General features: G+C 56.4%; 25 protein-coding genes. 8 read left to right on the plus strand and 17 right to left on the minus strand.

The genetic code is table 11. The annotated features are described in order from the left end of the window. The first annotated feature begins 8 nt into the window (after positions 1 to 8). Complete coding sequence (locus SynRS9902_RS12485; RefSeq protein WP_186509358.1) at positions 9 to 752, plus strand: DUF3747 domain-containing protein; 744 nt, start codon at positions 9 to 11, stop codon at positions 750 to 752. 270 nt (positions 753 to 1022) lie between these two features. Here SynRS9902_RS12485 and rplL read toward each other — a convergent pair whose 3' ends face one another. The 8 genes from rplL to gloA all read right to left on the minus strand — a co-directional run bounded on the left by rplL (position 1023) and on the right by gloA (position 7731). Next, positions 1023 to 1412 (minus strand): 50S ribosomal protein L7/L12, encoded by a 390-nt coding sequence (rplL, locus tag SynRS9902_RS12490; RefSeq protein ID WP_114987674.1) that lies wholly within the window; start codon positions 1410 to 1412, stop codon positions 1023 to 1025. Positions 1413 to 1466: 54 nt separating this feature from the next. Then, a complete protein-coding gene (gene rplJ / locus SynRS9902_RS12495; protein ID WP_186509359.1) occupies positions 1467 to 1994 on the minus strand; it encodes a 50S ribosomal protein L10 in 528 nt (175 codons plus the stop codon). 238 nt (positions 1995 to 2232) lie between these two features. Then, complete coding sequence (gene rplA, locus SynRS9902_RS12500) at positions 2233 to 2940, minus strand: 50S ribosomal protein L1 (protein WP_038552494.1); 708 nt, start codon at positions 2938 to 2940, stop codon at positions 2233 to 2235. Positions 2941 to 3011: 71 nt separating this feature from the next. After that, on the minus strand, positions 3012 to 3437 hold the full coding sequence (gene rplK / locus SynRS9902_RS12505) for a 50S ribosomal protein L11 (protein WP_115081253.1): 426 nt from the start codon (positions 3435 to 3437) through the stop codon (positions 3012 to 3014). Positions 3438 to 3546: 109 nt separating this feature from the next. Next, complete coding sequence (nusG, locus tag SynRS9902_RS12510; RefSeq protein ID WP_186509360.1) at positions 3547 to 4215, minus strand: transcription termination/antitermination protein NusG; 669 nt, start codon at positions 4213 to 4215, stop codon at positions 3547 to 3549. A 21-nt stretch (positions 4216 to 4236) separates the two neighbouring features. Beyond that, complete coding sequence (secE, locus tag SynRS9902_RS12515) at positions 4237 to 4479, minus strand: preprotein translocase subunit SecE (protein WP_006850159.1); 243 nt, start codon at positions 4477 to 4479, stop codon at positions 4237 to 4239. A gap of 70 nt (positions 4480 to 4549) precedes the next feature. Continuing rightward, positions 4550 to 7324, minus strand: coding sequence for an ATP-dependent Clp protease ATP-binding subunit (locus tag SynRS9902_RS12520; protein WP_186509361.1), 2775 nt, complete (start codon positions 7322 to 7324; stop codon positions 4550 to 4552). Between the two features lie 8 nt (positions 7325 to 7332). Further along, entirely contained in the window at positions 7333 to 7731 is a 399-nt protein-coding gene (gloA, locus tag SynRS9902_RS12525; protein WP_115081257.1) for a lactoylglutathione lyase, read from the minus strand. A gap of 112 nt (positions 7732 to 7843) precedes the next feature. Between gloA and eno the strand changes: the two genes are divergently transcribed. Further along, positions 7844 to 9136, plus strand: a complete 1293-nt coding sequence (eno, locus tag SynRS9902_RS12530; RefSeq protein ID WP_038552476.1) for a phosphopyruvate hydratase — start codon at positions 7844 to 7846, stop codon at positions 9134 to 9136. 21 nt (positions 9137 to 9157) lie between these two features. Here the strand turns inward: eno and SynRS9902_RS12535 are convergent, their stop codons facing one another. From SynRS9902_RS12535 to SynRS9902_RS12545, 3 genes are read right to left on the minus strand one after another with little or no spacing between them, the layout of a single operon-like run. Next, positions 9158 to 10810: an AarF/ABC1/UbiB kinase family protein gene (locus tag SynRS9902_RS12535; protein WP_186509362.1), complete on the minus strand. Its 1653-nt coding sequence runs from the start codon at positions 10808 to 10810 to the stop codon at positions 9158 to 9160. Beyond that, positions 10810 to 11121: a hypothetical protein gene (locus SynRS9902_RS12540; protein ID WP_186509363.1), complete on the minus strand. Its 312-nt coding sequence runs from the start codon at positions 11119 to 11121 to the stop codon at positions 10810 to 10812. Before SynRS9902_RS12540 ends, SynRS9902_RS12535 begins: the two co-directional genes overlap by 1 nt. Positions 11122 to 11166: 45 nt before the next feature. Continuing rightward, positions 11167 to 11793 carry a hypothetical protein gene (locus tag SynRS9902_RS12545; RefSeq protein WP_186509364.1) on the minus strand — a complete coding sequence of 209 codons (627 nt, stop codon included), beginning with the start codon at positions 11791 to 11793 and terminating at the stop codon, positions 11167 to 11169. 525 nt (positions 11794 to 12318) lie between these two features. On the opposite strand from SynRS9902_RS12545, the gene SynRS9902_RS12550 reads away from it, so the two are divergent. Both SynRS9902_RS12550 and SynRS9902_RS12555 read left to right on the plus strand, forming a co-directional pair. Continuing rightward, positions 12319 to 12984 (plus strand): hypothetical protein, encoded by a 666-nt coding sequence (locus SynRS9902_RS12550; protein ID WP_186509365.1) that lies wholly within the window; start codon positions 12319 to 12321, stop codon positions 12982 to 12984. Next, complete coding sequence (locus SynRS9902_RS12555; RefSeq protein ID WP_186509366.1) at positions 12971 to 14344, plus strand: sulfatase-like hydrolase/transferase; 1374 nt, start codon at positions 12971 to 12973, stop codon at positions 14342 to 14344. Before SynRS9902_RS12550 ends, SynRS9902_RS12555 begins: the two co-directional genes overlap by 14 nt. Before the next feature lie 157 nt (positions 14345 to 14501). On the opposite strand, the gene argJ is transcribed toward SynRS9902_RS12555, so the two are convergent. Beyond that, on the minus strand, positions 14502 to 15704 hold the full coding sequence (gene argJ, locus SynRS9902_RS12560) for a bifunctional glutamate N-acetyltransferase/amino-acid acetyltransferase ArgJ (RefSeq protein ID WP_186509367.1): 1203 nt from the start codon (positions 15702 to 15704) through the stop codon (positions 14502 to 14504). A gap of 50 nt (positions 15705 to 15754) precedes the next feature. Between argJ and coaE the strand changes: the two genes are divergently transcribed. Both coaE and SynRS9902_RS12570 read left to right on the plus strand, forming a co-directional pair. Continuing rightward, complete coding sequence (gene coaE / locus SynRS9902_RS12565) at positions 15755 to 16372, plus strand: dephospho-CoA kinase (protein WP_186509368.1); 618 nt, start codon at positions 15755 to 15757, stop codon at positions 16370 to 16372. 105 nt (positions 16373 to 16477) lie between these two features. Next, positions 16478 to 18400: a lipopolysaccharide assembly protein LapB gene (locus tag SynRS9902_RS12570; RefSeq protein WP_186509369.1), complete on the plus strand. Its 1923-nt coding sequence runs from the start codon at positions 16478 to 16480 to the stop codon at positions 18398 to 18400. Between the two features lie 148 nt (positions 18401 to 18548). On the opposite strand, the gene SynRS9902_RS12575 is transcribed toward SynRS9902_RS12570, so the two are convergent. Beyond that, complete coding sequence (locus SynRS9902_RS12575) at positions 18549 to 19370, minus strand: 2OG-Fe(II) oxygenase (RefSeq protein WP_186509370.1); 822 nt, start codon at positions 19368 to 19370, stop codon at positions 18549 to 18551. Then, positions 19370 to 20851 (minus strand): Asp-tRNA(Asn)/Glu-tRNA(Gln) amidotransferase subunit GatB, encoded by a 1482-nt coding sequence (gene gatB / locus SynRS9902_RS12580; protein ID WP_186509371.1) that lies wholly within the window; start codon positions 20849 to 20851, stop codon positions 19370 to 19372. The genes SynRS9902_RS12575 and gatB overlap by 1 nt, the downstream gene beginning before the upstream one ends. An 82-nt stretch (positions 20852 to 20933) precedes the next feature. On the opposite strand from gatB, the gene SynRS9902_RS12585 reads away from it, so the two are divergent. Together SynRS9902_RS12585 and SynRS9902_RS12590 are read left to right on the plus strand one after the other, a co-directional pair. After that, complete coding sequence (locus SynRS9902_RS12585) at positions 20934 to 21524, plus strand: cyclic nucleotide-binding domain-containing protein (protein WP_186509372.1); 591 nt, start codon at positions 20934 to 20936, stop codon at positions 21522 to 21524. Between the two features lie 7 nt (positions 21525 to 21531). Then, on the plus strand, positions 21532 to 22641 hold the full coding sequence (locus SynRS9902_RS12590) for an FAD-dependent oxidoreductase (protein ID WP_186509373.1): 1110 nt from the start codon (positions 21532 to 21534) through the stop codon (positions 22639 to 22641). Between the two features lie 14 nt (positions 22642 to 22655). Here the strand turns inward: SynRS9902_RS12590 and SynRS9902_RS12595 are convergent, their stop codons facing one another. Genes SynRS9902_RS12595 through SynRS9902_RS12605 form a run of 3 tightly spaced genes read right to left on the minus strand, consistent with a single transcriptional unit; the run spans position 22656 to position 26707 of the window. After that, entirely contained in the window at positions 22656 to 23936 is a 1281-nt protein-coding gene (locus SynRS9902_RS12595) for a CHAT domain-containing protein (protein WP_186509374.1), read from the minus strand. A 28-nt stretch (positions 23937 to 23964) separates the two neighbouring features. Next, entirely contained in the window at positions 23965 to 25044 is a 1080-nt protein-coding gene (locus SynRS9902_RS12600; protein ID WP_186509375.1) for a hypothetical protein, read from the minus strand. Positions 25045 to 25054: 10 nt separating this feature from the next. Further along, positions 25055 to 26707 carry a hypothetical protein gene (locus SynRS9902_RS12605; RefSeq protein ID WP_222929466.1) on the minus strand — a complete coding sequence of 551 codons (1653 nt, stop codon included), beginning with the start codon at positions 26705 to 26707 and terminating at the stop codon, positions 25055 to 25057. Between the last annotated feature and the right edge of the window lie 289 nt (positions 26708 to 26996).

The raw sequence follows: 26996 nt of genomic DNA on the forward strand, positions 1-26996 counted from the left end.
CACCGTGGATGAGCCGAACCTACCTGCAGGCTGCCGGTCTGACTGCCGTGGGGTTCCTGGCCGCCGGTCTGTCGCAGGAGAGCAGAGCACGGACCTTGTTTGACAGCGCTGCTGTACCGCAGAAGCACTTCGCTGTGCTGGCCCAACCCATCGGCAGAACCCAGTGGAAACTGCTGGTGCTGGAACAGATCAAAACCCAACCGCGCTGCTGGAGGGCACGCCAGGACGGACTGGTGGAGCCCAGCCTGAATCGCTTCAACTTCAGCGGCATCTGCAAGCGCTACCTGGACAGCAATGGCTACTCGCTACGCAGCGGTGGCCAAGACCTTGGAACGCGCTTTCGCTTCCGGCTCAAGCCATCCGGCACATCGCTGAGGCTCGAAGCCCTCGACCCCCAGCAACGGGCACCACTTCTGGTGGGTCAGGCCGCGATACCAGCTCGCCGCGATCCCAACGGGTTTGTGGCTCTGCAGCTGGAGCCGGGCTGGGCCTTGGAACGCCGGGTTTATCAGGGTCGGCAGCTGAACCACCTGTACTTCGCGCATCAAGCCCCGGTGAACCGGCTGCTTGCGCTTGCCAGCAGCCGCGGCCAGCGTTCGGGCTTTCAGCGGTTGGGAGCGCAGATGCCGCCGATCGCACCCCCGCCGCTGCCCACGGCACGAGCAACACGGCGGCAAACCACACACCAACGCACCACACGCCTGGCCAGGAATGCCCCGATCCGACTGCAGGTGATTCCCTATCGCCGCTGAGGACCAACCGTCACAGTGCCAGTTGAGAGGGCGACCAGACAGGGGCTGACAATAGATTCCCCACCCTTAATTTGAATTTGTGTGAGGAGTGCTGAACGCCTCTTCAGGGTCGAAACAAGGACAGACTCCTGAACGTGTTCCTCTCAATAAAGGCTCCGCCTTTGGCGGGGCTTTTTTGTTGACCACAGAAATCCACAAAAAAACCGGCCCTCGAAAGGACCGGTTACTGAACAACACAGGGGGAGAGGGGCAAGCCCTCTCCCAAGGCGATCACTTGAGGGTGACCTTGCCGCCTGCTTCTTCGATGGCCTTCTTGGCAGCCTCGGCGTCTTCCTTGGAGACACCTTCCTTGACGGCCTTGGGAGCAGCCTCGACCAGAGCCTTGGCGTCGCCCAGACCCAGACCGGTGGCCTCACGGACGGCCTTGAGGACCTTGATCTTGGCGGAGGCGTCGAAGCCTTCGAGGATCACGTCGAATTCGGTCTTCTCTTCAGCGGCATCGCCACCGCCACCAGCAGCGCCAGGGGCAGCCATCACAACACCAGCAGATGCTGCGGCGGACACACCGAAGGCCTCTTCGATCTGCTTGACCAGCTCGGAAGCTTCAAGCAGGGAGAGGGATTTCAGCGATTCGAGAATTTCGTCGGTTTTTGCAGACATGGTTTTGAAAGGGGAAGCAACAGATCAATGAACAGTGGTCTCGGCAAGTCCGAATCAGCCTTCGCCGCCTTCGGCGTGCTGCTTGAGTGCCCTGGCCATACCAGAGGGAACCTCGTTGATGCCCACAGCGACCTTCGTGGCCACGGCGTTGATGGCACCGGCGATCTGAGCCATGAGCTGCTCCTTGGAGGGGAGATCGGCAATGGCTTTGATCTCGTCCTGAGACAGGAGCTTGCCTTCGAAAAGGCCGCCCTTGGTCTCGGACTTCTTGAGTTCCTTCTGGAAGGTCTGAACGGCCTTCACACCGGCACCAACATCGCCCTTCACCAGGACGAAGGCGTTGGTTCCGGTCAGCAGGGAATCGAGGCTGGCCCAGTTGCTGTCACCATCAATGGCACGGCGCATCAAGGTGTTTTTGGTCACCTTGCAAACGCTGTCGCTGGCCTGCAGGCGATCCCGCAGGTCAGACATTTCTTTGATGGACAGGCCCTTGAAATCAAGGACAAGTGCCAGTTCGGCGTCGGCGAGGAGCTCTTTGAGCTCTCCGACGATCTGCTGCTTGTTCTCCAGCGTGCGGCCCATAGGGATTGGATCGGATCAAAGGAACAAGCTGGGCACGCGGCCGATCGAGTCTTCGAAAGGAAGACGAGGCCGCGTGCCGATCCAATCCCGAATGGGACAAAACCGTGTCGCGTCTGCCTCGGCAGGGATTACATCAACGGGAATGACTGACGTCATGCCCAGGGACATCCTGCTGTCTCTGGCCGGGCGCGTGCCCGATTTGGCTTTCGCCAATCGTTGAGTGTAGAGGAGAGCCGGATCAGCTCCCCTGCTCGATGTCCTGCAGAGCAGAGAAATCGACTTCAACGGAAGGACCCATGGTGGAGGTCACATACAGGGACTTCCAGTAACGGCCCTTAGCACCGCTGGGCTTGTTGCGGTCGATGGTTTCCTGCAGGGTCTTGAGGTTCTGCAGCAGGGCATCGGCACTGAAGCTGGCCTTGCCGAAGCGGACGTGAACGATGCCGGTGCGGTCGGCACGGAATTCCAGTTTGCCGGCCTTGAATTCCTTGATCGCAGCCTCGAGGTCCGTAGTGACGGTGCCGGCCTTGGGGTTGGGCATCAAGCCACGGGGGCCGAGAACCCGACCCAGTTTGGCCACCTTGGGCATCATGTCGGGGGTGGCAATCAACAGGTCGAAATCCATTTCGCCCTTGCTGATGCTTTCCACCAGGTCTTCTTCACCGGCGAGTTCAGCACCGGCGGCTTTGGCTTCAGCCACCTTCTCACCGCGGGTCACCACAGCGATGCGCACGGTCTGACCGGTGCCGTTGGGCAGAGCCACGGTGGTGCGCAGCTGCTGGTCGGTGTACTTCGGATCGATGCCGAGGCGCACATGGGCCTCCATCGTCTCGTCGAATTTCGCGTTGGCGTTGTCCTTGACCAGGGCAATCGCCTCGAGGGGTGCGTAGGCACGGTCCTCGATCTTGCCGGCCAGGCTGGCCAGGCGCTTGGAGATTTTGGGCATGTTCAGAGTTGGGGTTCAGACGACATCAGGGATGCCTCCCCCGAATGGGTTGGAGAAGCGATGCAGCGACGTCAGTCGCTGATGGAAACGCCCATGTTGCGGGCGGTGCCTTCGATGATCCGCATGGCGGACTCAACGCTGGTGCAGTTGAGGTCAGGGAGTTTGGTCTTGGCGATCTCTTCGAGCTGAGCTCGAGTGATCGATCCAACACTTCCCTTGGCGGACTCACCGGATCCCTTTTGGATCTTTGCGGCCTTGGTGATCAGCACCGACGCCGGAGGCGTTTTGGTGATGAAGGTGAAGCTGCGGTCTTCGAAGACCGAGATCTCCACCGGAATCACATAACCGGCTTTGTCCTGCGTCCGAGCGTTGTACTCCTTGCAGAACATCATGATGTTCACACCGTGCTGACCGAGGGCAGGGCCCACCGGCGGCGCGGGGTTGGCTTTGCCGGCGTCTAGGGCCAGCTTGATCACAGCTACGACTTTCTTGGCCATCGGCTGGGGGGTTTGGACAGCTGCGGATCACCAGACCCTCGGGTCGGGTGCGGCGGAATGGTTGCCCACTCCCAAGGCCGCCCTCCGCAGGGAGACGGCCGCCGCCAGGTCAGTTCTGTTTACTGATCTGAGAGAACTCCAGTTCCACCGGGGTCTCGCGACCAAAGATGGAGAGCAGGGCCTTGAGCTTGTTGCGCTCGCCAGACACCTCGATCACCTCGCCCTGGAAGTCCTTGAACGGACCAGCAGTCACCAGGATCTGATCGCCTTCGGTGAGATCCACCTTGACAACGGTCTTCTTCTCGGCAGCGCGCTTGAAGATGCGATCCACCTCAGAACGGCTGAGGGGTCGCGGCTTGATGTGACCGCGGGCCTTACCGGTGGCGCGCCGATCTTCAGCCCCGACGAAATTGATCACGTTCGGGGTGCTCCGCACCGCCATCATCGTGTCCTCATCCAGCACCATCCGAACCAGCACATAACCGGGGAACACCTTCTCCTCGGTGGACTGACGGGTGCCGTCCTTCTTCAGCTTGACGGCAGGGGTCTGGGGGATCTCGATTTCGAGAATTCGGTTGCTCACCCCGAGGGTGACGGCCCGCTGCTCCAGGGTGGCCTTGACCTTCTTCTCGCAGCTGGAGGCCACCTGAACGGCGTACCAACGGGCGATGGCCGTGTTGGCGACAGCCGCCGCAGGCAAGGTGCCGTTTTCCCCCTCATTCGGGGCCGGCAGATCAAGCACCTCAGGGGCGTCCGGTGTGGTCAGGTCGTCTGGCACGGCGAGAAAGGTGATATCGAGTCAGCGGAACACCTGGGACGAAGCCCACCCAAAGAAACGACTGACAGCCGCGATGGTGGCGGCCGAAAGGCTGACCATCAGGATCACAGCGATGGATTCGCTGAACAGTTGCTGGCGGCTGGGCCAGACCACGAGTTTCAGCTCATCAACCGTGTCCGCCAGAAAACCACCGGATTTGGTGGAATCGGCAGCGGCTTTTGAGCCGTCGGAAGTGGTGGTGTCCTCAGAGATGGGGCTGGTCACGGGGATGGGACCGGAAGTTGACAACGGTGCCGGTAGGCACTTCGCCAAACAGACACCCTACCGGATGCCCTCAAACCCCCACCGGATCGAACACCAGGGCATCGGTGCCGGCCTCCCCCAGCCTCACCGTCACGCCACTGGCTCCGACAAAGCGCTCCTCAAGCAGCAGTGTGGAGAGCGGATTTTCCAGCTGGCGGCGCAGCACCCGACGCAGCGGCCGCGCCCCGTACTCCGGTTCATGGCCCTGACGGGCCATGGCCTCAGCGACGGCGTCATCCACGAGCAGGGCCAGGCCCTGCTCAGCCAACAGAGCAGCGAGATCCTTCAGTTGCAACTGCACAATCCGCACCAGATCGGAGACCTCCAACGGCCGGAAACGAATCACCTCATCGATGCGGTTGAGGAATTCAGGCCGGAACTGGCTGGAGAGCGCTGCATCCACCTGCTGTTGCAGGGCTGACTCATCCGTGGATCCCGAGCGGGCATCTTCGAGGATCGCCGGGCTGGCCAGATTGCTGGTCATCACGACCACGGTGTGGCGGAAATCAACGGTGCGGCCCTGGGAATCGGTGAGCCGGCCGTCATCCAGCACCTGCAGCAGCAGGTTGAACACATCGGGATGGGCCTTCTCCACTTCATCGAGAAGCAGCACCGCATAGGGCCGGCGGCGCACGGCCTCCGTGAGTTGCCCCCCTTCCTCGTAACCGACATAACCCGGAGGAGCACCGATTAGCCGAGCCACGGCGTTCCGCTCCATGAACTCACTCATGTCGAGGCGAACCAGCGCCTCCTCTTCGTCGAACAACGACCCCGCCAGCGCCTTCGCCAGCTCGGTCTTACCGACGCCAGTCGGCCCCAGGAACAGGAAAGAACCCACCGGTCGACGGGGATCCTTCATGCCGGCCCTGGCCCGGCGGATGGCAGCAGCAACGGCCGTCACCGCCTCGCCCTGACCAATCACCCGTTCAGCGAGATGGGCGTCGAGATCCAGGAGTTTGCGCCGCTCGCCCGCCAACAGCCGCTGCACGGGGATTCCGGTCCAACGGGCCACCAGATCCGCAATGTCACCGGCCTCCACCTGCTCACGCAGCAGGGCCGTTCCGGCGGACTGGGCCTCCGCCTGGGATGCCTCCAGTTCATCCCGGCGCTGCTGCACCCGATGCAGCTGGTCGTACTGGAGGCGGGCCGCTTCCTCAAGGTCACCATCCCGCTCGGCCTCAGCGATGGCATGGCGCAGGTCTTCGTCCTGCTGGAGCAGCTGGCCGAGTTCCTCGAGCTGACCTCGCTCCTCCTGCCAGCGCCGCCGCAGATCGTCCAGTCGCGTGGACACTTCGAGCCGGTTGCGCTGGAGCTGAATCCGCTCCGCTTCAGGCGCCTGCTCTGCGGCGAGCAGGGCCAGTTCAACGCGGCGTAGATCCGCCTCGGCCTCCTCCACCACCTGCGGCTTGGAGGTCACCTCCATCTTCAGTTGTGCGGCCGCCTCGTCGATCAGATCAATGGCTTTGTCCGGCAGGCAGCGGTCGCTGATGTAGCGGTCGGCGAGACGGTTGGCGGTCTGAATGGCCTCATCGGTGATGCTGACGCCGTGGTGGAGCTCGTAGCGCTCCTTCAAGCCGCGCAGGATTTCGAGGCTGAGTTCCAGATCCGGCTCCCGGATCACCACCTGCTGGAAGCGGCGGTTGAGGGCCGGATCTTTTTCCACCGTGAGCCGGTAATCCTCCGGCGTGGTCGCACCGATGCAGCGCAGGTCTCCTCGGGCCAGGGCTGGTTTCAACAGACTGCCGGCATCGGTGCTGCTGCGATCACTGCCGACAACGGTGTGCAGCTCATCGATGAACAACACCACCCCGGAATCGGAACCACTCACCTCCTCGAGCACTGAGCGCAGGCGTTCCTCGAATTGACCACGGAACTTGGCACCGGCGATCAAGGCCCCTAAATCCAGCGCCACCAGCCGCAGACCCTGCAGCGACTCCGGAACTTCTCCTGCCACGATCCGCTGCGCCAGCAGCTCCGCAATCGCTGTTTTGCCAACACCGGGTTCACCGATGAGCACCGGATTGTTCTTGCTCCGGCGCGAGAGCACCTTGATCAGGTTGCGAATTTCAGAATCACGACCGATCACCGGATCCAGGCTGCCTGCTTCCGCCTCTTCGGTGAGATCCCGCCCATAGGACTCCAAGGCCGTGGGGGACTCCTGCAAGGGGGCCTCAGGGGCAGGCGACTGAGGGGTGACAGGGGCGACAGGCTCCGGGTCGCGCAGCACACGGGAGGAGGAGGGAACGCGCGCCACCCGTTCACGACGGGGCGCTTCCTGCTGCACCTCCGGCTGAGACCGCGGCATAGACCGCTCCTGAGGTGGAACGGAAGCCCCAGTAACCCGTTGGTCCATGCCGCGTTGGATCAGCTGCTCTAGGGCATCGGCCGACAAACCAAAGCCGGCGAACAGATCAGCGCCGATCCGCGGATCGGCACCAATGGCCATCAGCACTTCCGGCAGATCGATGACATCACCATTCCAGCGCCGACGGATGGCATCAGCCGAATCGAGCAGCTGTTCCAGGTCATCACCGATGAAGAGCTCTGCGCCTCGCCCGGAGGGCTGATCAGCCAGCACATCCTCCAAGCGATCCAAGAGCGCATCGATGGGGAGGGGCAAGCGCTCCACCAGGCGGCGGCAGGAGGGATCGGTGAACAGCACCTGGATCAGGTGCTCCACATCCAACTGCTCATGGCGCCAGCGACGGGCAACGTCCTGACCACTGAGCAGCAGATCCCAGGCCGCGTCGCTGAAGCGCTCCGGCTCATGGGTGAGGCTGCCGTTCAACGCTGGCGATGAAGTCATCCGGTTCTTCAGGCGTGGGCTTTGGAGGACATCTCGATCAATTCCACCTTGTAGCCATCCGGATCCTCCACAAAGGCGATGACGGTGGTTCCGTGCTTCATCGGACCAGGTTCCCGCACCACGCGACCACCCTTATCGGCAATGCCGGCGCAGGTGCTGTGGATGTCCTCCACCCCCAGCGCGATGTGGCCGTAGGCATCACCCAGCGTGTAGCTGTCGGTGTCCCAGTTGTGGGTGAGCTCGAGGACCGTGTGGTCGCTCTCCGACCCATAGCCAACAAACGCCAGGGTGAAGCGGCCGCTGGGGTAATCCTTTCGACGCAGAAGCTGCATGCCCAGGACCTCGGTGTAGAAGCCCAGAGACCGCTCCAGATCAGCGACCCGGAGCATGGTGTGAAGCATCCGCATGGGTGAGCGTCGTGCAGCGTGAACCTGCCGTCATTCTGGCCAGGTATGACCCGTCACAACACGAGAGAGAGGGGCGACCCATAAGATCCCCGGGTTAAGCGTCCGTCCCAACGTGATCGATTCCCTCGACCTCGTCATCGACACCATCGTGGCCCGAGAGGTGCTCGATTCCCGCGGCAACCCCACGGTTGAAGCCGAGGTGCTGCTCGAAGGAGGTGCCATGGGACGGGCCATCGTTCCCAGTGGTGCCAGCACCGGTGCCCACGAAGCCCACGAATTGCGTGACGGCGGCGATCGCTACATGGGCAAGGGTGTGGGCCAGGCCGTGAACCACATCGAAGAGCGAATCGCACCGGCCCTCTGCGGCCTTTCCGCCCTGGATCAGGCGGCTGTGGACGCCGCGATGCTGGAGCTGGACGGAAGCGACAACAAATCCAACCTGGGAGCCAACGCGATCCTTGCGGTGAGCATGGCCACCGCCCGCGCTGCTGCCAACGGGCTGGGGATTCCCCTCTACCGCTACCTCGGCGGCCCGATGGCCAACCTGCTACCGGTGCCGTTGATGAACGTGATCAACGGTGGCGCCCATGCCGCGAACAGCCTGGACTTCCAGGAATTCATGCTGGTGCCCCACGGGGCTCCGAGCTTCCGTGAAGCCCTGCGGATGGGCACCGAGGTGTTCCACACCCTCAAGAAACTGCTCAGCGACAAGGGCATGAGCACCGCCGTGGGCGACGAAGGCGGCTTCGCACCAGATCTGGGCAATGTGGAAGCCGGCGAAATCCTGGTGGAAGCGATCAGCAAGGCGGGCTACAAGCCCGGCGAACAGATCTCCCTGGCCCTGGACGTGGCCAGCACCGAATTCTTCGAGAACGGCCGTTATGCCTTCGATGGCGGCAGCTACACCAGCGCCGAGATGGTGGGCCAACTCGAGCAACTGGTGGAGAAATTCCCGATCGTTTCGATCGAAGACGGCCTGGCGGAAGACGATTGGGATGGCTGGAAGCTGCTGACCGAACGGCTCGGTGGCAAGGTGCAGCTGGTGGGTGACGACCTGTTCGTGACCAACACCAAGCGTCTTCAACAGGGCATCGACAGCGCTACGGCCAACTCGATCCTGATCAAGGTGAACCAGATCGGTTCGCTCACCGAAACCCTCCAGGCCATCGACCTGGCAGGCCGCTCCGGCTACACCAGCGTGATCAGCCACCGCAGTGGCGAAACCGAAGACACCACCATCGCCGACCTCTCCGTTGCCACCCGCGCCGGACAGATCAAGACCGGCTCCCTCAGCCGCAGCGAGCGGGTCGCCAAGTACAACCAGCTGCTTCGCATCGAAGACGAGCTGGGCAGCCAGGCCGTCTACGCCGGTGCTGTGGGCCAAGGCCCCCGCGGCAAAGCCTGATCCCAGGCCTCCGACGAACGTTCAACGGTTGGAACCGGGCAACTGCTCCAACCGTTGATCACGACGGATCTTGACCTGCATTCGGAACCAGCCCAAGCCCACCGGCAAGGCAGCAGCAGCCGGAAGAAGTGACCAGAGCGGGCGGGCACTGGCACCCACAACCGCGGTGGCCAAAGCCAGGCATCCGAGCAACACCGATTGGCCGATCGATTGCTGAGCCAGGGCCATCCGACGGAACTGACGATCCGATTCGCCCAGCCGCACCTGGAGCTGAAGATCCCCCTGCTCCAGGCGTTCCAGACTTTCATCCAAGCGCCGCGGGAAGGCCGCAGCGCGGCTGCTGAAGGCCCCGACCTGACGGCCGAGTTCGTTGAACAGATCGTTGCTGCCGGAGCCGCTGGAGGTCATGAGTGGAAGGAGATAAGGCTTGGCGATCGCCACCAAACTAAAAGCGGGATCAAGGCTGCGGCCAACACCCTCGAAGGTGGACAACGCCCGCATCACGAAGATCAGCTCAACCGGCAGACGAAAGGGCTGGCCATAAACCAGGTCGTAGAGATCGCCGGAGAGTTTGTCGATCACGTTGGCCGTGAACGGTGGGGTGAGGGCCTCCTGCAGCATCAGCCGCACGAGACGGCGCACCGGACCCACATCAATGCCGCCAGAGATCACTCCGGCCGCCTGCAACTCCTCCACCAATGCAGCTGAATCCCTCGCAGCAGCGGCGCGAACCATCGCTCCCAGACGTCGACGCAAGCCGTCCGACAACAACCCCATCATCCCGAAGTCGTAGTAGATGAGTGCGCCATCACTGGCGACGGCGAGGTTGCCGGGATGCGGATCGGCATGGAAGAAACCAAACCGCACCAACTGCTTGAGATAACTGGCTGCACCCACCTCAGCCACAGCGGCCGGATCAACACCGGCTTCGATCAACGCCTCACGGTCATTGACCTTGATACCGGGCAGGTAGTCGAGGCACAGCACACGGCGCGTGCTCAACTCCCAGATCACACCAGGGATCCTGATGCGTTCGTCATCCAGAAATTGCTGACGAAAACGAGCGGCGTACTGCGCCTCAACGCGGAAATCGAGCTCACGCAGCAGCACACGTCGACATTCCCGTGCCATCGCCGGCCAATCGCGACCACGCCCCCAGCTGGGATTGCGTTGCAGCACAGCTGCCACCTGCTGCATCACCTCCAGATCAAGGCGAAACAGGCGATCGAGCCCAGGGCGCTGCACCTTGAGCACCACCTGGCGGCCACTGCGCAGGCTGGCGCGATGCACCTGAGCAAGCGAGGCTGCGCCCAGAGGCTCGGGATCGAGGTCGATCACCTCGGCACAGCGCGGACCCAGCTCTCGCTCGAGCACGGTCTGCACCTGATCAAAACTGAAGGCCGGAACGCTGTCCTGCAGTGCTGCCAGTTCAGCCACCCAGCCCGCGGGGAGAATGTCTGGGCGGGCGGAGAGCAGTTGCCCCAGCTTGATGAAAGCGGAACCCAGAGACAGCAACTCAGCCGTCAACCAACGGGCTCGCTGTTGCTGGCGGCGCGCACGACGCTCGGCGGTGACACCACCGCGGTAGGTCCAGGACTGGCCATCCCACCAAAGCAACAGCAGCAGCGTCAGGACAGCGCGCCAGATGCGGAGCGCTCGCAGCAGTCCCAGCATCAGGGACGCGCCTCGATCGCTTGGCTCAGATCAGCCACCGTGGCCCGAAGACGATCGATGACCTCTTGAGGGTTGTGCGACGGTTCCGACGTCGACTCCCCATCTGTGCTCACCGTGGCCTGATCACCCCGTTCAATCCGTTCCGCTTCGGCACGCACCTCGTCTTGAAACAGATCCCATTCCTGGCGCAGCCGTTGCGGGGCGTCTTGCGCCAGCACCGCCAACTCCGCTGCAGCGTCCGCAAAGCCGTGACCAAGGCGCGCACTGATGCGGTTCACCGTGGCACGAATCAAGGCCTCAGACGAGCCCATGGACCGATTGCAGACAGCTTCAACTGTGGCAGATCCAACCGGAGATCAGGGCTGAGGCGGAGTTACGGGCTCAATGACTTCGAAAAAGGCTTCCGCGCCAGGAGGCAGCACAAAAGGTTCTGGCTCAGCCATCAGCACCGGTGAATCACCGTCTGGAACAACCACAGCAGGCATCGCCTCGATGGACTCCTCAGGAAGCGCCAGGGAGTCGGCATTGCTGTCATCAAGCTCCGGTTCACGCTCCTGGGCTGAGGAGGGGGCCGGGCCGTCATCTTCCTCAAGCCCGGGGGCAATGGTTTGAGGGTCCGACCAGGCGGGGGCTGCCCAGACCGGGGGTTCGGGCGTCTGCACCGCCACAGCGGGTTTGGGCGTCTCCTTGACCGCTGGCTGGGCGGGGCGGCTTGCAGCCTCGGCAGCTTCTAGGGCTGTGACATCCACTTGCAGGGATGAATCGTCGTCACTGAACCGAGCCCGCATCTCATGCAGGGAATCCCCTGGAAACGCGAGCGGCGTGAAAGCCTCAGGAACAGGGTCCTCAGCATTGGTCTGCAGCGTCAGCACCCGCTCGGTGATGCCGTAACCAAGGGCGAAACAACAACCAGCCACCAAGGGCCCCACCCAGAAACGTGCCTTGGCCTCAACGGGAGCGTCAGGGGAGCTGGGATGGTCCACGGATGGAGCTGACGAAGACTCGGATTGTGGCAGGGATCCAGAACAGAAGCTTTAAGTGGCACAGTCGCCATGTTGCGCATGTGCCCCAAAAACCACTAACCACAGGCGGATCAGTGTCTAAAAAAGGGAAGCAGGTGGCGTTATTGCTGCGATACTGAGTACTGAGTTAACCGGCACAAAGCCACTAAAGACAAAGATCAGCCACCATTAAGCAGCTCAAAAACGTCCAAAAGATCAGCAGACGATGAGCCAGTCAAAACCACATCAAGCAAATTTCAGGCAGCAATGCTGCTAAAGAAGAATATTCATAATAAAGTAAAATAGATCCTACCAACCAAAAGAAAGCCGATGAGATATATATTTTTGATTAGCCCTCTAAATTCGGGAACTACCGTAGCAAGTCAATACATAGCCGAGAAAATAGATAATTGCTTTTTACCGAGCCATGGAAACAACGAAGGATTAAGAATTCCAGAAGTCTGGTCATCCATCAACCAAAAGGAGAGGTGGAATCCAGACATCCCTATGAATTACAAAGTCGCAAAAGAAATTTGGCCAAGACTAGCAATAGAGCACCAGTGCAATACTTTTCTCGAAGCAAGTCCACCTAATTTATGCCATGTCAAGCAAATTAACAGTGATTTTAAAAATCCATTTTTTATATTTTGGATGAGCAATCCATACCTCCATATCGGTTCGTATGTCAATCGATATGCACTGAAAGAAAAGATTTTTAATTTCAATCATGCTATCAAGCTAGCAACTCGACGATGGATCAAGCTCGCATTAATACAGCAAAAAAATCTATCGCTATTTCCCGAATCACCATATATTTCCTATGAGAGCTTTTGCAACGATCCAGAACAAGCACTAACCCCAATCCAAGAGCGAAAATTGGAGATGAATCAGAATATCCCGAATATTCCCGGCAAATCAAATACGAAAATTACTGAAATCATAAATATGACACCAAAATATATCACTTTTTTGGGCATTAAAGGATTGCAGCTGATCCAAGAAGAACTCACAGATTATTTAGAACTGATGAACTACTTTGACTATGAAATACATACTACCAAAACAGCTAATCTGGCTGTTAGCTCAAATATACTTCTAGCTTCAGAGGGAATCCAAGAAAAAATCAAATGGCTTCAAGCATCCAACAAATTAGCACAAAATGAAACAAAGTAATCTCGTCGTTATACAGACTGACCAGCAGGCTCAATGGACAGTTTCTGCATATCAAGAGCAAAGTCAATTACTCACTCCCCAAATAGACTCAATTTCTCGAAATGGCTTTTTGTGTAGTAATTTTTTCGCGAACTGTAATCCATGTACTCCATCGAGAGGTACATTTTTGACAGGTTTATACCCTCACTCTCACGGAGCAACATGCAATAATCATTCAATAAGCCAAAATAAAAAAACTTTTGCACACGCCTTAAAACAAAATGGATACGAAACACATTACATAGGAAAATATCACCTAGATGGGAACAGGCGACCTGGCTGGGTACATAAGTCAAGGCGCATGGGATTCGCCAATAATTTGCTGATGTTTAATCGCGGACACTTCAAAGAAGTCCATGAGATTACTGACAAGAAGAATCCCTTTACACAGCATGATCAACCAAATATGTTTGAGACCATCGGAGATGAGACAAGCTACATGACAGACTGGCTTACAAATAAAGCAATTGATATATTAAAAAGAAAACGAAATAAACCATTCTGTCTCATGATCAGTTATCCGGATCCACATCCACCGTATAAAACACGAGAGCCATACGAATCAATGTATGCCAAGAAGGAAATGAGACTCCCCGAAACATTCAGAAAAAGACACGACTCCTTAAGAGAGTGGCTGAAAAACGGAGAGGCATATCCAATCAATGACGAAAATGCATACAAACAGAAAAAAGCAAGTTATTTGGGCATGGTAAAACTAATTGACCTCAACGTCGGGAAACTCCTACATCAATTAGATGCTTCAGGAGAACTAGAAAATACATTAATAGTTTTTACCAGTGATCACGGAGACTACATGGGGGAACACGGCTTAATGGGCAAAACTGGTATGCATGAGTGCGCTTATAAGGTACCTCTCTTGATCTCATTCCCAGCAAAAATTAGTGGGACAAAGAACATAGATTTTTTGTGGAGCACAATCGATTTTGCTCCTACAATATTAGACCTGCTTGAGATTGATACGGGAATAAAGTTTGAAGGCAAGAGCTACGCGGAAGAATTATTCTCAGCAACAAAGCTTGACAATTTTGTTTACATCGAAGATTCAAGCACAGATCCTCAAAATCATGGCAGAGTTGGCATTGCGACCGATAGCTACTGGTATGCCATAAATAGTGAAGGGGCAGAGCTTTTATACGACAGAAAAAAAGATACATCGCAGAGCACTGATTTAAGTCAAGACGAACTTCTTAAAAATAAGAAAGCCAAACTACTCGAAGCTTTAATCAATCATCACAAAGAATTAAAATCTCCACACAGAGAATGGCTCGACAAACTTTCAAAAAAATACTGCAGAATCTAGTTTTAATTTAAATGCCTTCATTTAGACTAGGTCGCGTCTTCAGAGAATTCCAATTCTTCTCGAGGAGATATAGTCAGAAGTGCGAGACATAACTATTCGCATATTTTGCAACAGATTAAATAAACTGCTTAAAAACCGCTATTGCAACATTATTAATTTAAGTCGTGTAGTCGGCGTTGATGCGCACGTACTGATCCGACAGGTCACATCCCCAGGCCTGACCACAGCCAGAACCATGCCCCAGGCCGAGGCGAATCGGAACATGCTCCTGCCGCAGAACTTTGCTGGCTGCAGCGCGATCAAAGGCCACGGGTTGACCGGCCGCCATCAACTGATGCGGACCAATCCAAAGAGCAACCGCATCCGGATCGAAAGACACTCCGGAGCGACCTGCTGCCGCCACGATCCGCCCCCAATTGGGATCCCGGCCATGGACAGCAGTCTTCACCAAGGACGAGCCACAGATCGTGCGCGCCACCTGCAAGGCCGCAGCCTCATCAACGGCACCCTCCACCTGCACTTCGATTAAGCAAGTCGCCCCTTCGCCATCTCGGGCAATGGCCTGGGCCAGCTGCTGCATCGCCTGGGTGAGGCCTTGTTCCAAAAGGGCATGGTGTTGTTGGGCCAGCGGTGGGCCTGCCGCAAAGGCCAGCACGGTGTCGTTGGTGCTGGTGTCTCCATCAACGGTGATGGCGTTGAAGGAACGCTGCACCGCACGCTGCACCATCCCCTGCCAAACGCCGGCATCGACCCCGGCATCGCAACTGAAGAAGCCGAGCATCGTGGCCATGTCGGGGTGAATCATTCCCGAGCCTTTGGACATCCCTCCAATGCGCACCCGGCGCCCCTCCAGTTCCAGTTCAAGCGCCACCTGCTTGTCCACCAGATCAGTGGTGAGGATGGCGTTGGCCGCTGCATCACCACCGGCGTCATCCAAGGCCTCCACCAAAGGAGCCAACCCAGCCAGAAGAGTGGACATCGGAATTGGCACGCCGATCACACCGGTGGAGCAGATCAACACCGATTCCGCATCGACGCCGAGCTGATCGGCAAGCACCTGGGTGGCACGCTGGCTGTCGACCAAGCCGCGGTCTCCGGTACAGGCATTGGCCTGACCGGAGTTGATCAACACGGCACGGGCCTGGCCGGCAGTACTGATGAGGCGATCACGGCAGAGATCAACACAGGCCGCCCGCACCACGGAGGTGGTGAAGGTGCCCGTACAAACCGCCGCCTCCGGGGCCAGAACCAATGCCAGATCAGGTTTGCCCGAGGGCTTCAGGCCGGCAACGATGCCGGCCGCCTGGAACCCATTCGGTGCCGTCACACCGCCCTGGATCGGTTGCCAAGAAGAAGCCATCGCCACTACTGATCCGCCGCGAGACACTGGATGCATCCTGCTCCGACACCATGGCGCCTGGCGAGCCGTTCTCGCAACGACGCATCGGACTCACAGGCGGGATTGCCAGCGGCAAGAGCAGCGTGGGTCATTGGTTGGCGCAGCAAGGTCTGCCGGTGTTGGATGCAGATCAATTCGCCCGAGAGGCCCTCGAGCCCGATAGCCAAGCCACAAGAACCGTGCTGCAGCGGTACGGCTCCAGTGTTCAGATCAAGGGAGGAACGGCCATCAATCGAGCTGCCCTGGGCCGCATCGTGTTCCAGGACCCTGATGAGCGGCGGTGGCTCGAGCAACTGATTCACCCGATCGTGCGGGAGCGCTTCGACCAAGAACTCAGCCTCCATGCCAAGACACCAGCCGTGGTGCTGATGATTCCGCTGTTGTTCGAAGCGGGCCTGGAGTCGCTCTGCAGCGAAATCTGGCTGGTCGACTGCGATGAATCCCAGCAACTCAAGCGCTTGATCGCGCGTGACGGGCTAAGCCCTGAAGCTGCACAAGCCCGCATCGCCGCCCAATGGCCCCTGAACCGAAAACGCGGCTTGGCAGATCACGTGCTTGCCAATCGAGGCCAACCTGGTGGATGGAGACCTCAAGCAAGAGCATTTTTGACGAAAGTCCCCGCTGGCTAGCAATATCAAATCTCACCTTACTTAAATGCAGGGATGAGTTCCAGGGACAAAAATCAATTTACATGTATTGACGTAGAATTGAAGGATCTCAACTAAAATAAAAAGGTGACTCGGACAGCAGCAAACCTCCCACGGTTGATTATTGCAGTACGGAAGAACTATAAAACATTATCATTTAACTTGCGGTGCTTTTTGCATTCTTCCACTCAGTCCCGAAAAAATACATATGACTGCAATCAAGACGCCGAGCAACTTAAAAAGGCACTCGATTATATCCATAGAAATCCGAATTTTTTGCCAGCATATACAAGAGCATGTGAACTAATGCTCACTCTAGGACATTACCATCAAGCCTACAAACTCTCTAAAAGAGCCCTAAAAATCAAATTTGTCAAAAAATTAAACAATATTAACAGGGCATCCCAGGAGTGGCTGACCAACAATCATGGAGCAGAAAGCTATGATTTTCTTTGCGAGAAAGCTCTGAAAAAAAATAATTTAAAGCTAGCCTATTGCATTTCTAAAAAAGGTGCCAAGCACTTCCCTGACGACGACAAATTCAAAGCCCATCTCAATAAAATTAGAGAATTTTACGCTAAAAAACGAGACTTAGAAAATGCCCTACAAGTAACATTGACTATTCATCAACATTACCCCAATACTGAAGCAACATTTTGGAACTTATGTAAATACCAAATGGCGTTAGACAGAAAAACAGATGCGTTATCAACAGCCGATCAATTTCTAGCAAAATTCCCTACAAGTCTTAGGGCTCTGAAAACAATTTGCCACATAACATATAAAAACAACGACCCAAGGAACTGCATAAAGCATGCCAAAAAACTAGCTGAAATCCACCCAACTCAACATGTAGGCCATGAGTATTTGTTTAAAATTTTCTGGTCGCTGGGCAAAAGCAAAAAAGCACTTGTTTCACTTTCAAATGGCCTTAAATACACTCAAAAAAATTCGCAACTCCTGCAACTGGCATGCAACATAGACCTTTCATCTAAGCACAAAAGAGAATCCATAGAAATCCTAGAAAGGCTGATTCAAACAGATCCATTTAACGATAAATACCATAACAGAAAACTTAGATTATTACTATCACATGGATCAGTGTCGGCTGCAAAAAATCACGCCGGATGGCTTTTGATCCAGAAAAAACGCAACAGCAACTATATATTCAAGAACAACGGCCAAGGAAAAGAATTGGACATATTCACAAAAAACATACTCTCAGCAAGTAAAAGCCCACTTTATCCTCACTGGATTTTTTCTTATAAAACTTTCCATCACACAAAGAAAAACATGCCGGTATTTACTCACCAAGCATTCCAATACTGGAGCCAAGGAGATCCTCCAAAGCAAATACGTCGATTAACTGACGAGTGGAATTATGAATTGAACAAAATTGGCTTGAATAATATTTTACTTTTTGATCACAATACAGCGCTAGCCTGGATCTCGGAGAATACTCCTGAATTCATAGAGCCATTCAGGTCTGCATTTCACTATGCCGTAGAGGCGGATATATTCAGAATTGCATATGCAACAAAAAATGATTGCATATGGATTGATGCCGATATGGTTATTTCCAAGTCAGTATCGGGGACACTTGCTCAAAGAATTTTATCCGCTGATACTACCCTATATATAAGAGAGAGAGAGCCGGGCCTTTCCAATGGCTTTTTTGCAACAAAAAAATCATCACCTTTTTTCATGGAAATAATGAATAAGATGAAAAATTACTCATTTAGCGGCAAAACTCCGTCAAAAGACCTAGTCCTCGAAACATTTGGGACGTCTCGCTACACAGATACTCTCGCGGCACTTATGGAAAAATACGCAAATCACGAGAAATCCTACAACCCCAAAAATCCTTGCTTGAATTTTAATAATTGGAAAATTAATTTTGTCAACAAGGCGACGTTTGGGCGGTCAAAACCTTCAGAAGGCCTAGATTACTTTAAAACAAGGGAAAACTGGAACAATTTCGTTGGTGAGTTTGAAAAACAGAAAGGTTAGCCATAATTACCTCACTGAGTATATCCGAGTTTCCACAACACTCGAATCAACCCTTCTGATTGCCCCCTCAACATATATTTTGATTCAAGAGCTGAATCAAAACAGCGACACTTCGCGTTCTAGATGCAACTCCGACAGCTTTAATTGATCAGCCATTCCTCCCGAAGTCGGCACGGAACCACTTGGTGATCACCCATTTGTGGCCCACCTCCACCGGCAAGGCCTCATGCAGCGTGAAGGGGTTGGGAGTGCCATCAGCCTGGAGGTTGTTCCAGGCCAACGCCATGCCTGGCACCGGCGAAAAGGAGCGGCCCAGGCGGCGGAACAACGTCTCTCCACCCCGCTCCACAGGGTTGAGATAAACCATGACCGTCCAGGTGCGTTGACCGCCACTGTCGGTGTGGGTGGGGTATTCCTCCGTCCCCGGAGTAAACCAATCCGTGTGTTCCTTGAAGTATTCGCCGGGGTCGTAGCGCTGCCCCTGAATCGGTTCCGAGAGGCGCGGGTCCACGCCGAACAAGGCTGCAAAGCGCTGATCAAGGCTCGCCGCCAGCTGGGGATGGTTTTGGCGCAAATGACAGGTGCGACTGGTGCGGTAGTCGCTGCTGCCGCGGGTCACCGTTGACGGCTGCAATGACGCGTTGATGGCGTCGATCACCTGCTCGCATTCCTCGTGGCTGAGCAGCCCTGGCAGCTCATAGACCTGGGCCAGCGACGTATCCAACCGCCAGGCGCGAGGCCGGTGCTCTGGCCGGGTGAGGGGGGACTCGAACCAGGCGAGCCAATCGGGCGATGGTGGGTTCGTGGTTGTAAGCCCAAGGGACGACGAATCGAGAACTGCCGCAATCGCTTCTTGCGCAAACCCCTGGTCGAGGGCCCGCTGCATCAAGCCTTCAGGATCACAGCCGCGATCCCGGTTCCGCAGCAGCCACTCCTTCCAGGCGTCGGGAATGGCTGCCGCTCCGCTCATCAACCCTTGAGCTTCTTGCTCAGAATCTGGTTGGCGAGCTTGGGATCCGCCTTGCCACCGGTCTTCTTCATCAACTGTCCGACGAAGAAGCCCTGCAGCTTGGTCTTGCCGCCACGGAAGGCCTCCACCTCATCGGGGTGGGCCCCCAACAGCTCATCAACGATGGCTTCGATCGCCGCCGGATCGCTGATCATGCCGAGGCCGCGCTCGTCGACGATTGCCTTGGGGGAGCCGCCTTTCTCAAGCAGCTCAGGAAGGATCTCCTTGGCGATCTTGCCGCTGATCTTGCCGCCATCGATCAGTTGCACCATCTCGGCCAACTGCTCAGGCCGGAAGGGCAGTTCGGTGAAGCTGAGCCGGTTGCTGTTCACATGGGCGGCGATGTCGCCGGTGATCCAGTTCGCCGCAAGCTTGGCGTCAGCGCCAGCACCCACAACGGCCTCGAAATAGTCGGCCATCGGCCGCTCATCGGTGAGCACCCGAGCGTCGTACTGGGAGAGACCCAGCTCATCGGCGTAGCGATGCCGCTTGGCCGCCGGCAGCTCCGGCAATTCAGCGCGCCAGGACTCCCGCTGATCCGCGCTCACCTCAATCGGGCCGAGGTCAGGATCCGGGAAATAGCGGTAATCGCTGGCGCCTTCCTTGCTGCGCATGCTCTTGGTGAGCTGCTTGCCCTCATCCCAGAGGCGGGTCTCCTGAACGATCGGCTCACCGGTCTCGTAGGCCTTGATCTGACGCTTGATCTCGTACTCGCAGGCCTTTTGGATGGCCGAGAACGAGTTCATGTTCTTGATCTCCACCTTCGTTCCGAAGGGCGCATCCGGCCCCCGGCGCACGGAGATGTTGACGTCACAACGCAGGGATCCCTCCTGCATGTTGCCGTCGCTCACCCCCAGATACCGCATGATCCGACGGATCTCCGAGGCGTATTCGGCCGCTTCACGGCCGGTGCGCAGGTCCGGCTTGCTGACGATCTCGGCCAGGGCCACACCGGCCCGGTTGTAGTCCACGAGCGAATGGGTGGAACCCGCCAGGCGGTCGCTGCCGGCATGCACCAGCTTGCCGGCGTCCTCCTCCATGTGCAGACGCTCGATGCCGATGGTCTTCAGGTAAGTGTCCTTGCCTTTTTCAGCGACCTCCACCTCGATCCAGCCCTCCTCGGCGATCGGCTGGTCGTACTGGGAGATCTGATAGTTCTTCGGGAGATCGGGGTAGAAGTACTGCTTGCGGTCGAACTTGCTGTGTTCAGCGATGTTGAGGTTCAGCGCCATCGCTGCCTTCACCGCATACTCGAGCACCTTCTGGTTCAGCACCGGCAGGGTGCCGGGCAGACCGCACACCACCGGGTCGATGTGGGTGTTGGGGTCATCACCAAAGGTGGTGGACGCAGCCGTGAAAATTTTGCTGTCCGTTCCCAGCTGCACGTGGGTCTCGAGACCGATCACGGCCTCCCAGGCCGGTTGGGTTGCTGCGTCGGCCATGCGCCCGTGATGTGAAGCAGATTCGGAGATCCTATGGAATCAGGCTGAGGCTGATCAGGATGAGGGTCGTTGCCTGGCCAGCATGGATCCTGCACTGGGGGAGCAAACACCAATCAACCGCAGGCTGCGGAATTTGCTGCAGACCCATTTGAAGCAGCTCGAACCCGAACTCCTGCACCCTGAAACCAATGCCGTCTTGATTGAACAAGGAGACCTGGCCGACTCGCTTCTGCTGTTGCAACAAGGCCGCCTGACCATCGAAATCCATCAAAGTGGGAATCCTTCCCGAACCATTGCAGTAGTGGGGGAAGGAGCCGTTCTCGGGGAAATGGCCCTGTTTGGAATTGGAGAGACCCGCCACAGCGCGCGTGTTCGGGTGATGGATGCAGGCACAGAACTCCTCAGGTTTTCGCGAGAAGCACTGCAAAGCTCGATTCTTTTTGATGCCGAACTCGCTGCCGAAATGCTGCTCATCAGCAGTGAGCGCTGCCGCAACAGCAACCTGATGATCAATCTATTGCTGGACGGCATTGACGCCACAACCCGAGGAGATGCCTCGGCACTGGCAAGCATTTGCAGCGAACTACGCCAAGGGCCTGACAGCATGGAACAGGCGGCCAATCATCTGGAGCATTTGCTGAAGGTCGCAGCACCACCACGCCTGGAGACTTAAACCAGCCATGACCCCTGCACAAACACCAGCAACACTCGTGCTGGGGGGTGGCTTGATGGGCCTCGCCGTTGCTCACCAACTGGCCCGTCAAAACCAAACGGTTCTGGTGATCAGTCGCCGCCGCAGTGAAGCTGCAGGCTTTGTAGCTGCAGGAATGCTGGCACCGCATGCCGAAGGCCTAAGCGGCAAGTTGTTGAAGCTGGGCCAAGCCAGTCTCGAGCGAATCCCTCGCTGGGTCGCACAAATTGAAGGTGACAGCGGGCTGGGCTGCGGCCTGCGCAACAGCGGCATCGTGGTGCCGTTCCGAACGGCGACCGAGCGGGACGCTTACCCAACCGCAAGCCTTGGGAAAACCTTGGACCGCACCGGGCTGGAGCGGGAAATCCCAGGCTTGGGGCCGGAGTGGAGCACAGGATTGCTGTTCGAGCAGGACGGCCAGATTGACAACCGCAGGCAATTGATGCGGGCCCTGGAGCGCGCCTGTGTATCTCTGGGCGTGAAGTTCATGGAAGGGGCGGAGGTGCTCGACCTGGCACGGGATTCCGCTGGACAGCTCTGCAGCATCCATTTGCGCAGCGCCGAAGGGGAACAGCAGCAACTGAGCTGCCGGCAGGCGGTGCTCTGCAGTGGCGCTTGGAGCCAACAACTGGTCCCGCAACTGCCCGTTTTCCCCGTGAAAGGCCAGATGCTGTCGCTGCAGGGTCCGCGGGAGGCACTCAAACGGGTGATCTTCGGCCCCGGCACCTATCTGGTGCCACGCGAGGACGGATTGATCGTAGTGGGGGCCACCAGCGAACGGGACGCCGGATTTGCTGAAGGCCTCACGCCAGATGGCCAGAAACAATTGCAGACGGGCATCGCCAGCCTGCTGCCAACAGCGGCCAACTGGCCTCCCATGGAGCGTTGGTGGGGGTTTCGCCCCTGCACGCCGGACGAGGGCCCCTTACTCGGCCCTGGTCCGCTGCAGGGCCTGTGGCTGGCCTGCGGCCATCACCGCAATGGCGTTCTCCTTGCCGCCATCACGGCTGAGCTCACGGCCGGAGCTGTTAGGGGGAAAAAGATGAATCGCCAGATGGCCGGCTTACTTCAAGCGTTCAGCTGGAGCAGATTTGGATAGGAGCCATATGGCTGTTACTGGGGAGACCCCATCAATGTGATCCCAGCCCAATAAAAAGGATTTTCAAGACCATTCAAAGCCCGACGTTGCTGCGTTGATGTGAGCTCCGTCAGCAGTGGTTGATCATCAGGGCCGAGCAATTGGTCATCCATCAGTCGAACCTGACCCCGCAGGAAAGCCTGACGGGTCAACTGCATGGCATTGGCCTTGGGGACACCTTGATTGAGATAGCGATACATCAACACGAAGTAGGCCGATGTCGCCACATCATCGACATACCAAAGCGTCCCCATAGCACTGCGGGCACCCGCCTGCAGTGCAAGACCACTAAAACCCAATTCAGCATCAGCATCACCCAGAGCTGTTCGACAGGCACTAAACACAACCAGATCCAATGGAACACCCTTGCGCTTTCGACGCAACTGGGCCAACTCCTTCATCGAAATGGGTCCTGCACCCGAATACAACTTCGACGATTCTGGCCCACCAGGCTTGAATTCAGCATGGGTTGCCACGTGGAGTTGGTTGTAACGGGATTCGCCACCCTTATTCAAAAGGGAGTCCAAGGTGAACTCCTGATTGAGAAATTGATCTTTCTTCTGTGGATCTCCAACTCGGAGAATTTCCTGGGGAACTAAGGGCAATTCAGCCAAGCCTTTGAACTCTGATGCACCAAAGGCAAGCATCCTGTCCTGGCTGCCAGAGAGCGTCTCAAAATCCATCAAGGCAAGAGATGGAGTGATCGCAAAGGCATAACGATCGCCAAAGAAGCGTTGACCATCATTCAATGCCGCAAAGGGAACTGCTTGCAGACCACGGTCGGCAGAAATCAGCAAAGTCGTGATCTTCTCCCTATGAAGGGCCTCAGAAAGACCACCAAACATCAGCTCATAGAGTTGACGGGATGGCGCCAAGGGGTCCTCAACATGAAGGGACTCAAGACGCGACAACTGCTGATACAGCTGAGCAAGCAGCTGTCGAAAGTCCGCAATGGACAACTCAGCACGGACCCCTTCAACCTCGCCCGAAACGGGGATCAAGGTGAGATCGAGAAAGGCATCGGTTTGATCCGACGTCGTGCGGCCTTCGGCGGAGGTGAAGCGAACATGCAACACCGCTGGGTTGTAGCTGTTGGCATCAAAATCAGCCCTCTGAGCCTGGGCGGGTGCCCATCCGCAACTGACGGACATGCAAGCAACCATTAACCAACGTCGCCATGGTCTGGCCTGCGTAAATCCTTGAAGATTGATCGGGCCCATGGAAAAAAAGCAGATGTCAACAAAGAAATCGGTCACCGCATTGGCGGCATGACCAACGTGGACCCTATGGATTGGCCACCTGTTGTCTGAGCCGTTGGAGGAAGCCGGAGATGGATTGCACACTGGGTGTCGAGCGTCCTGACAACTCAGGCAGGTTCAGGCCCTGGACGGCCCGTTGCGTGGAGACGGCATCACCGTTCTGCAGATTGCGCGTGGCTTGCTCAATACTGACCCGGGTGACGACAACAGCAGGGGATCGCGGTTGATCCGAATCAGCAGTGGACGTATCCGACGCATCGTCTCCATCGCCAGAGATATCTGCCTCGCCATCTTCAGCACCGTCGCTGCCGTTGCCGTCAGCCTGGGTCTCCTGAGTGTCAACACCGGTCTCTGTTGATGAATCGGATGATGAATCCGTGGAGGACTCTGTTGTCACAGACTTCGTTTCGATAACAGAAGACGCCTCCCCGCCTCCATCACCAGCAATGGTCGCAGACCTCGTCGCGACAACAGAAGACGCCTCCCCGCCTCCATCACCAGCAGTGGCCGCAGCAGGAACAACCGAAGAAAGGGCGTCATCGCCGGAACTTGTCATCGAGAACGACGTCTCCATGTTCAGTTCAACGGCAACACCGTCGGCAGAAATGCTGGCGGGAATCGAGGACGACGACCCAGAAGCGGTCGTCACTTCGGACTCAGAACTGGCGCCAGAGCCGGTGTCATATGAGGCAGCCGGGGAAGGTGTGGATGCAGCATCAGCATCCGGGGTCGCCACCGTGGTGATGCTCGGATCACCCACGCGCTGAAAAACCGCCTCAGCCGTGTCTTCATCCACGAACGACTCCCCGGGGGTTGCGGGATTGTCTTCATCCACGAACGACTCCCCGGGGGTTGCGGGATTGTCATCGTTCACGGTAAATCTCCCCCCGGGATATTCTTTTCCACCGAACCGCAGCCCAACTCCACCTCTTGGAGAAATCTGATCTCCAAGAATTTCAATAAAACCTGTACCTGAATCAATCTCTAGTTCGTGCTGAGTAGCAAAACCATCGGCTTTATTTTCAGGAACACCAGAGCGACCTCTCATAACAATATCTCCTCCACCAGAATCAATCAAAATCAAGTCACCCTCTTGATCCCACACGCTTCCAATACTAATCCCAGACTGCAAAAACGTTCCACCCGAAACACCATGGGGGGGGCATAACTGCCGTTCCTACATAGGCATAACCATCAGGAAAACCATCACGATCTAAATCACCCCCACCAGCCAAAACAATTTTTCCGCCTGAAGATGTAAGACGCAAGCCCTCACCCAAGTGAATGTAGTGTTCTCCATCGCCCGAATCAACATCACCTGTGTTTGACCACAAAACAATATCGCCGCCAGCAGAATTAAGCTCCACATCGCTAGAAACTATAATCGAGCCTTTCGATTTAGCAGCAATACCCAGCGAACCAGAGGTCGAAATAATATCATCTTGGATGTAGATGTCACCTCCGGCCTCCAACGTAAGAGTTACATCACTTGACCCCACTTTTTTTTCAAAGGGAAATACCAGGAAAATATCGTTAGGTGCTTCTTGAGTAACTAAATTACCAGCACTACTTCTATAAACGCCAGTAGAAATTGTAACATTACTACCAAGCTCCAAAGCCTTTAAGAGCGGTAGAGCACCTTCACGGGTAATCCAGTACTCATAAGGATCTTGCAACCACAAACCAGGTTTTCCATCCAACGCATGAGCCCGCACATCTAAATCACTTGACAGGGATAACAGCAATCCAGATGTTTCAATCCGACCACCATTTCCACCCTTAACACCACCAATAGACAACAATGAACCCGATACATCAGTCAAGGATTCGGCGTGATCAATGTCACTCCACACAACAATTTCACCACCATCACCAATCCTTGTGGATGAGGCGTCTATTACCACGTCGGCGCCCACAGTAGTCGTCGTGGCCTGGCGAACAGACGCATCACCGTTCTGCCAACTTCCACCTACCTGAATCGCACCACCGCCATTTGCTCCGGTGGCGCTCAACCGGGTGGTGCCGCCCAAATCAACGGATTCCCCCGTCAAGGTGAGCGAGCCGCCGACGGTGTCAGAAGAGTCCAGCGACACGGTGCTGGAGCGAACGGTCAAGGCGTCATCGATCGCATCGACGTACAGCGATTCATCGATGAACACATCGATACCATCGAGGTAGATTCCCGCTCGACTTACACCACCGGCAGCATCCGACTCCGGGTCGACAACCAAGCCAAGCGAGCCTTGCAGTGGCTGCCCAGTCAAGCCAGAGAGTTCGGAGGCATTGCTACGAAATACATCAAAACCTCTATTACCGAAACGCAATGTGTTCGCCGTACTCAGAGTCAAATTGGGAACATTAACGAAGCTGGCACCCTGTCCAAGATGAATTCCGCCTGGAGACAACCAGTACAAATTGGCCGAGGAATTCAGCTCAATTGATTTATCGATAAATGAGCCTTGAGCGGATGTGACACCAACAATGAGATTTTTCTTTCCAATTACATCAAACTCGACGCTCTTGATTTCTCCTCGGGTATCAAATCGCCTGAAACGTTGAAAAAGATTTTTTCCGGCCGCGGTTCCACCACTGATTTTGCAAATTCCAGAACGACATGATCCACTCGTTTTGCCATTTACTTTGGTAAACAGACCTTTCTTTCCAGCCGCCTTGATCTCCGCACTGGCCTCGGGAACAGACCCAGTCAGCAGACCCAAACCTAGTACAAGACCTGCGACTAGGCGAACCACAGCCGTCGAAGAATTCATGACCTTATCTGTGCCGATACTACTATTTACTATCTAACCGTAGCGCATTATTCTGTATAGACCAGAAATTTGTATCCCAGCTCACAAAACGCATAAGAAGTTATGGATTTTGGCTCTAGCGCGATGCTTTTATTGGCACAATTAATTGCCCCACCTCTACAACCCGGGCCAGTACGTCTGCCCAACAGTACTGTTGAACAACGAAAACCACCCGGAGATGATCCTGTCTTCGAGCAACCAAACAACGATAACAGCGGCTTAGACTCAAATGGAAGCGAATCCAATCTGA

The organism is Synechococcus sp. RS9902 (assembly GCF_014279635.1).
Lineage (GTDB): Bacteria > Cyanobacteriota > Cyanobacteriia > PCC-6307 > Cyanobiaceae > Parasynechococcus.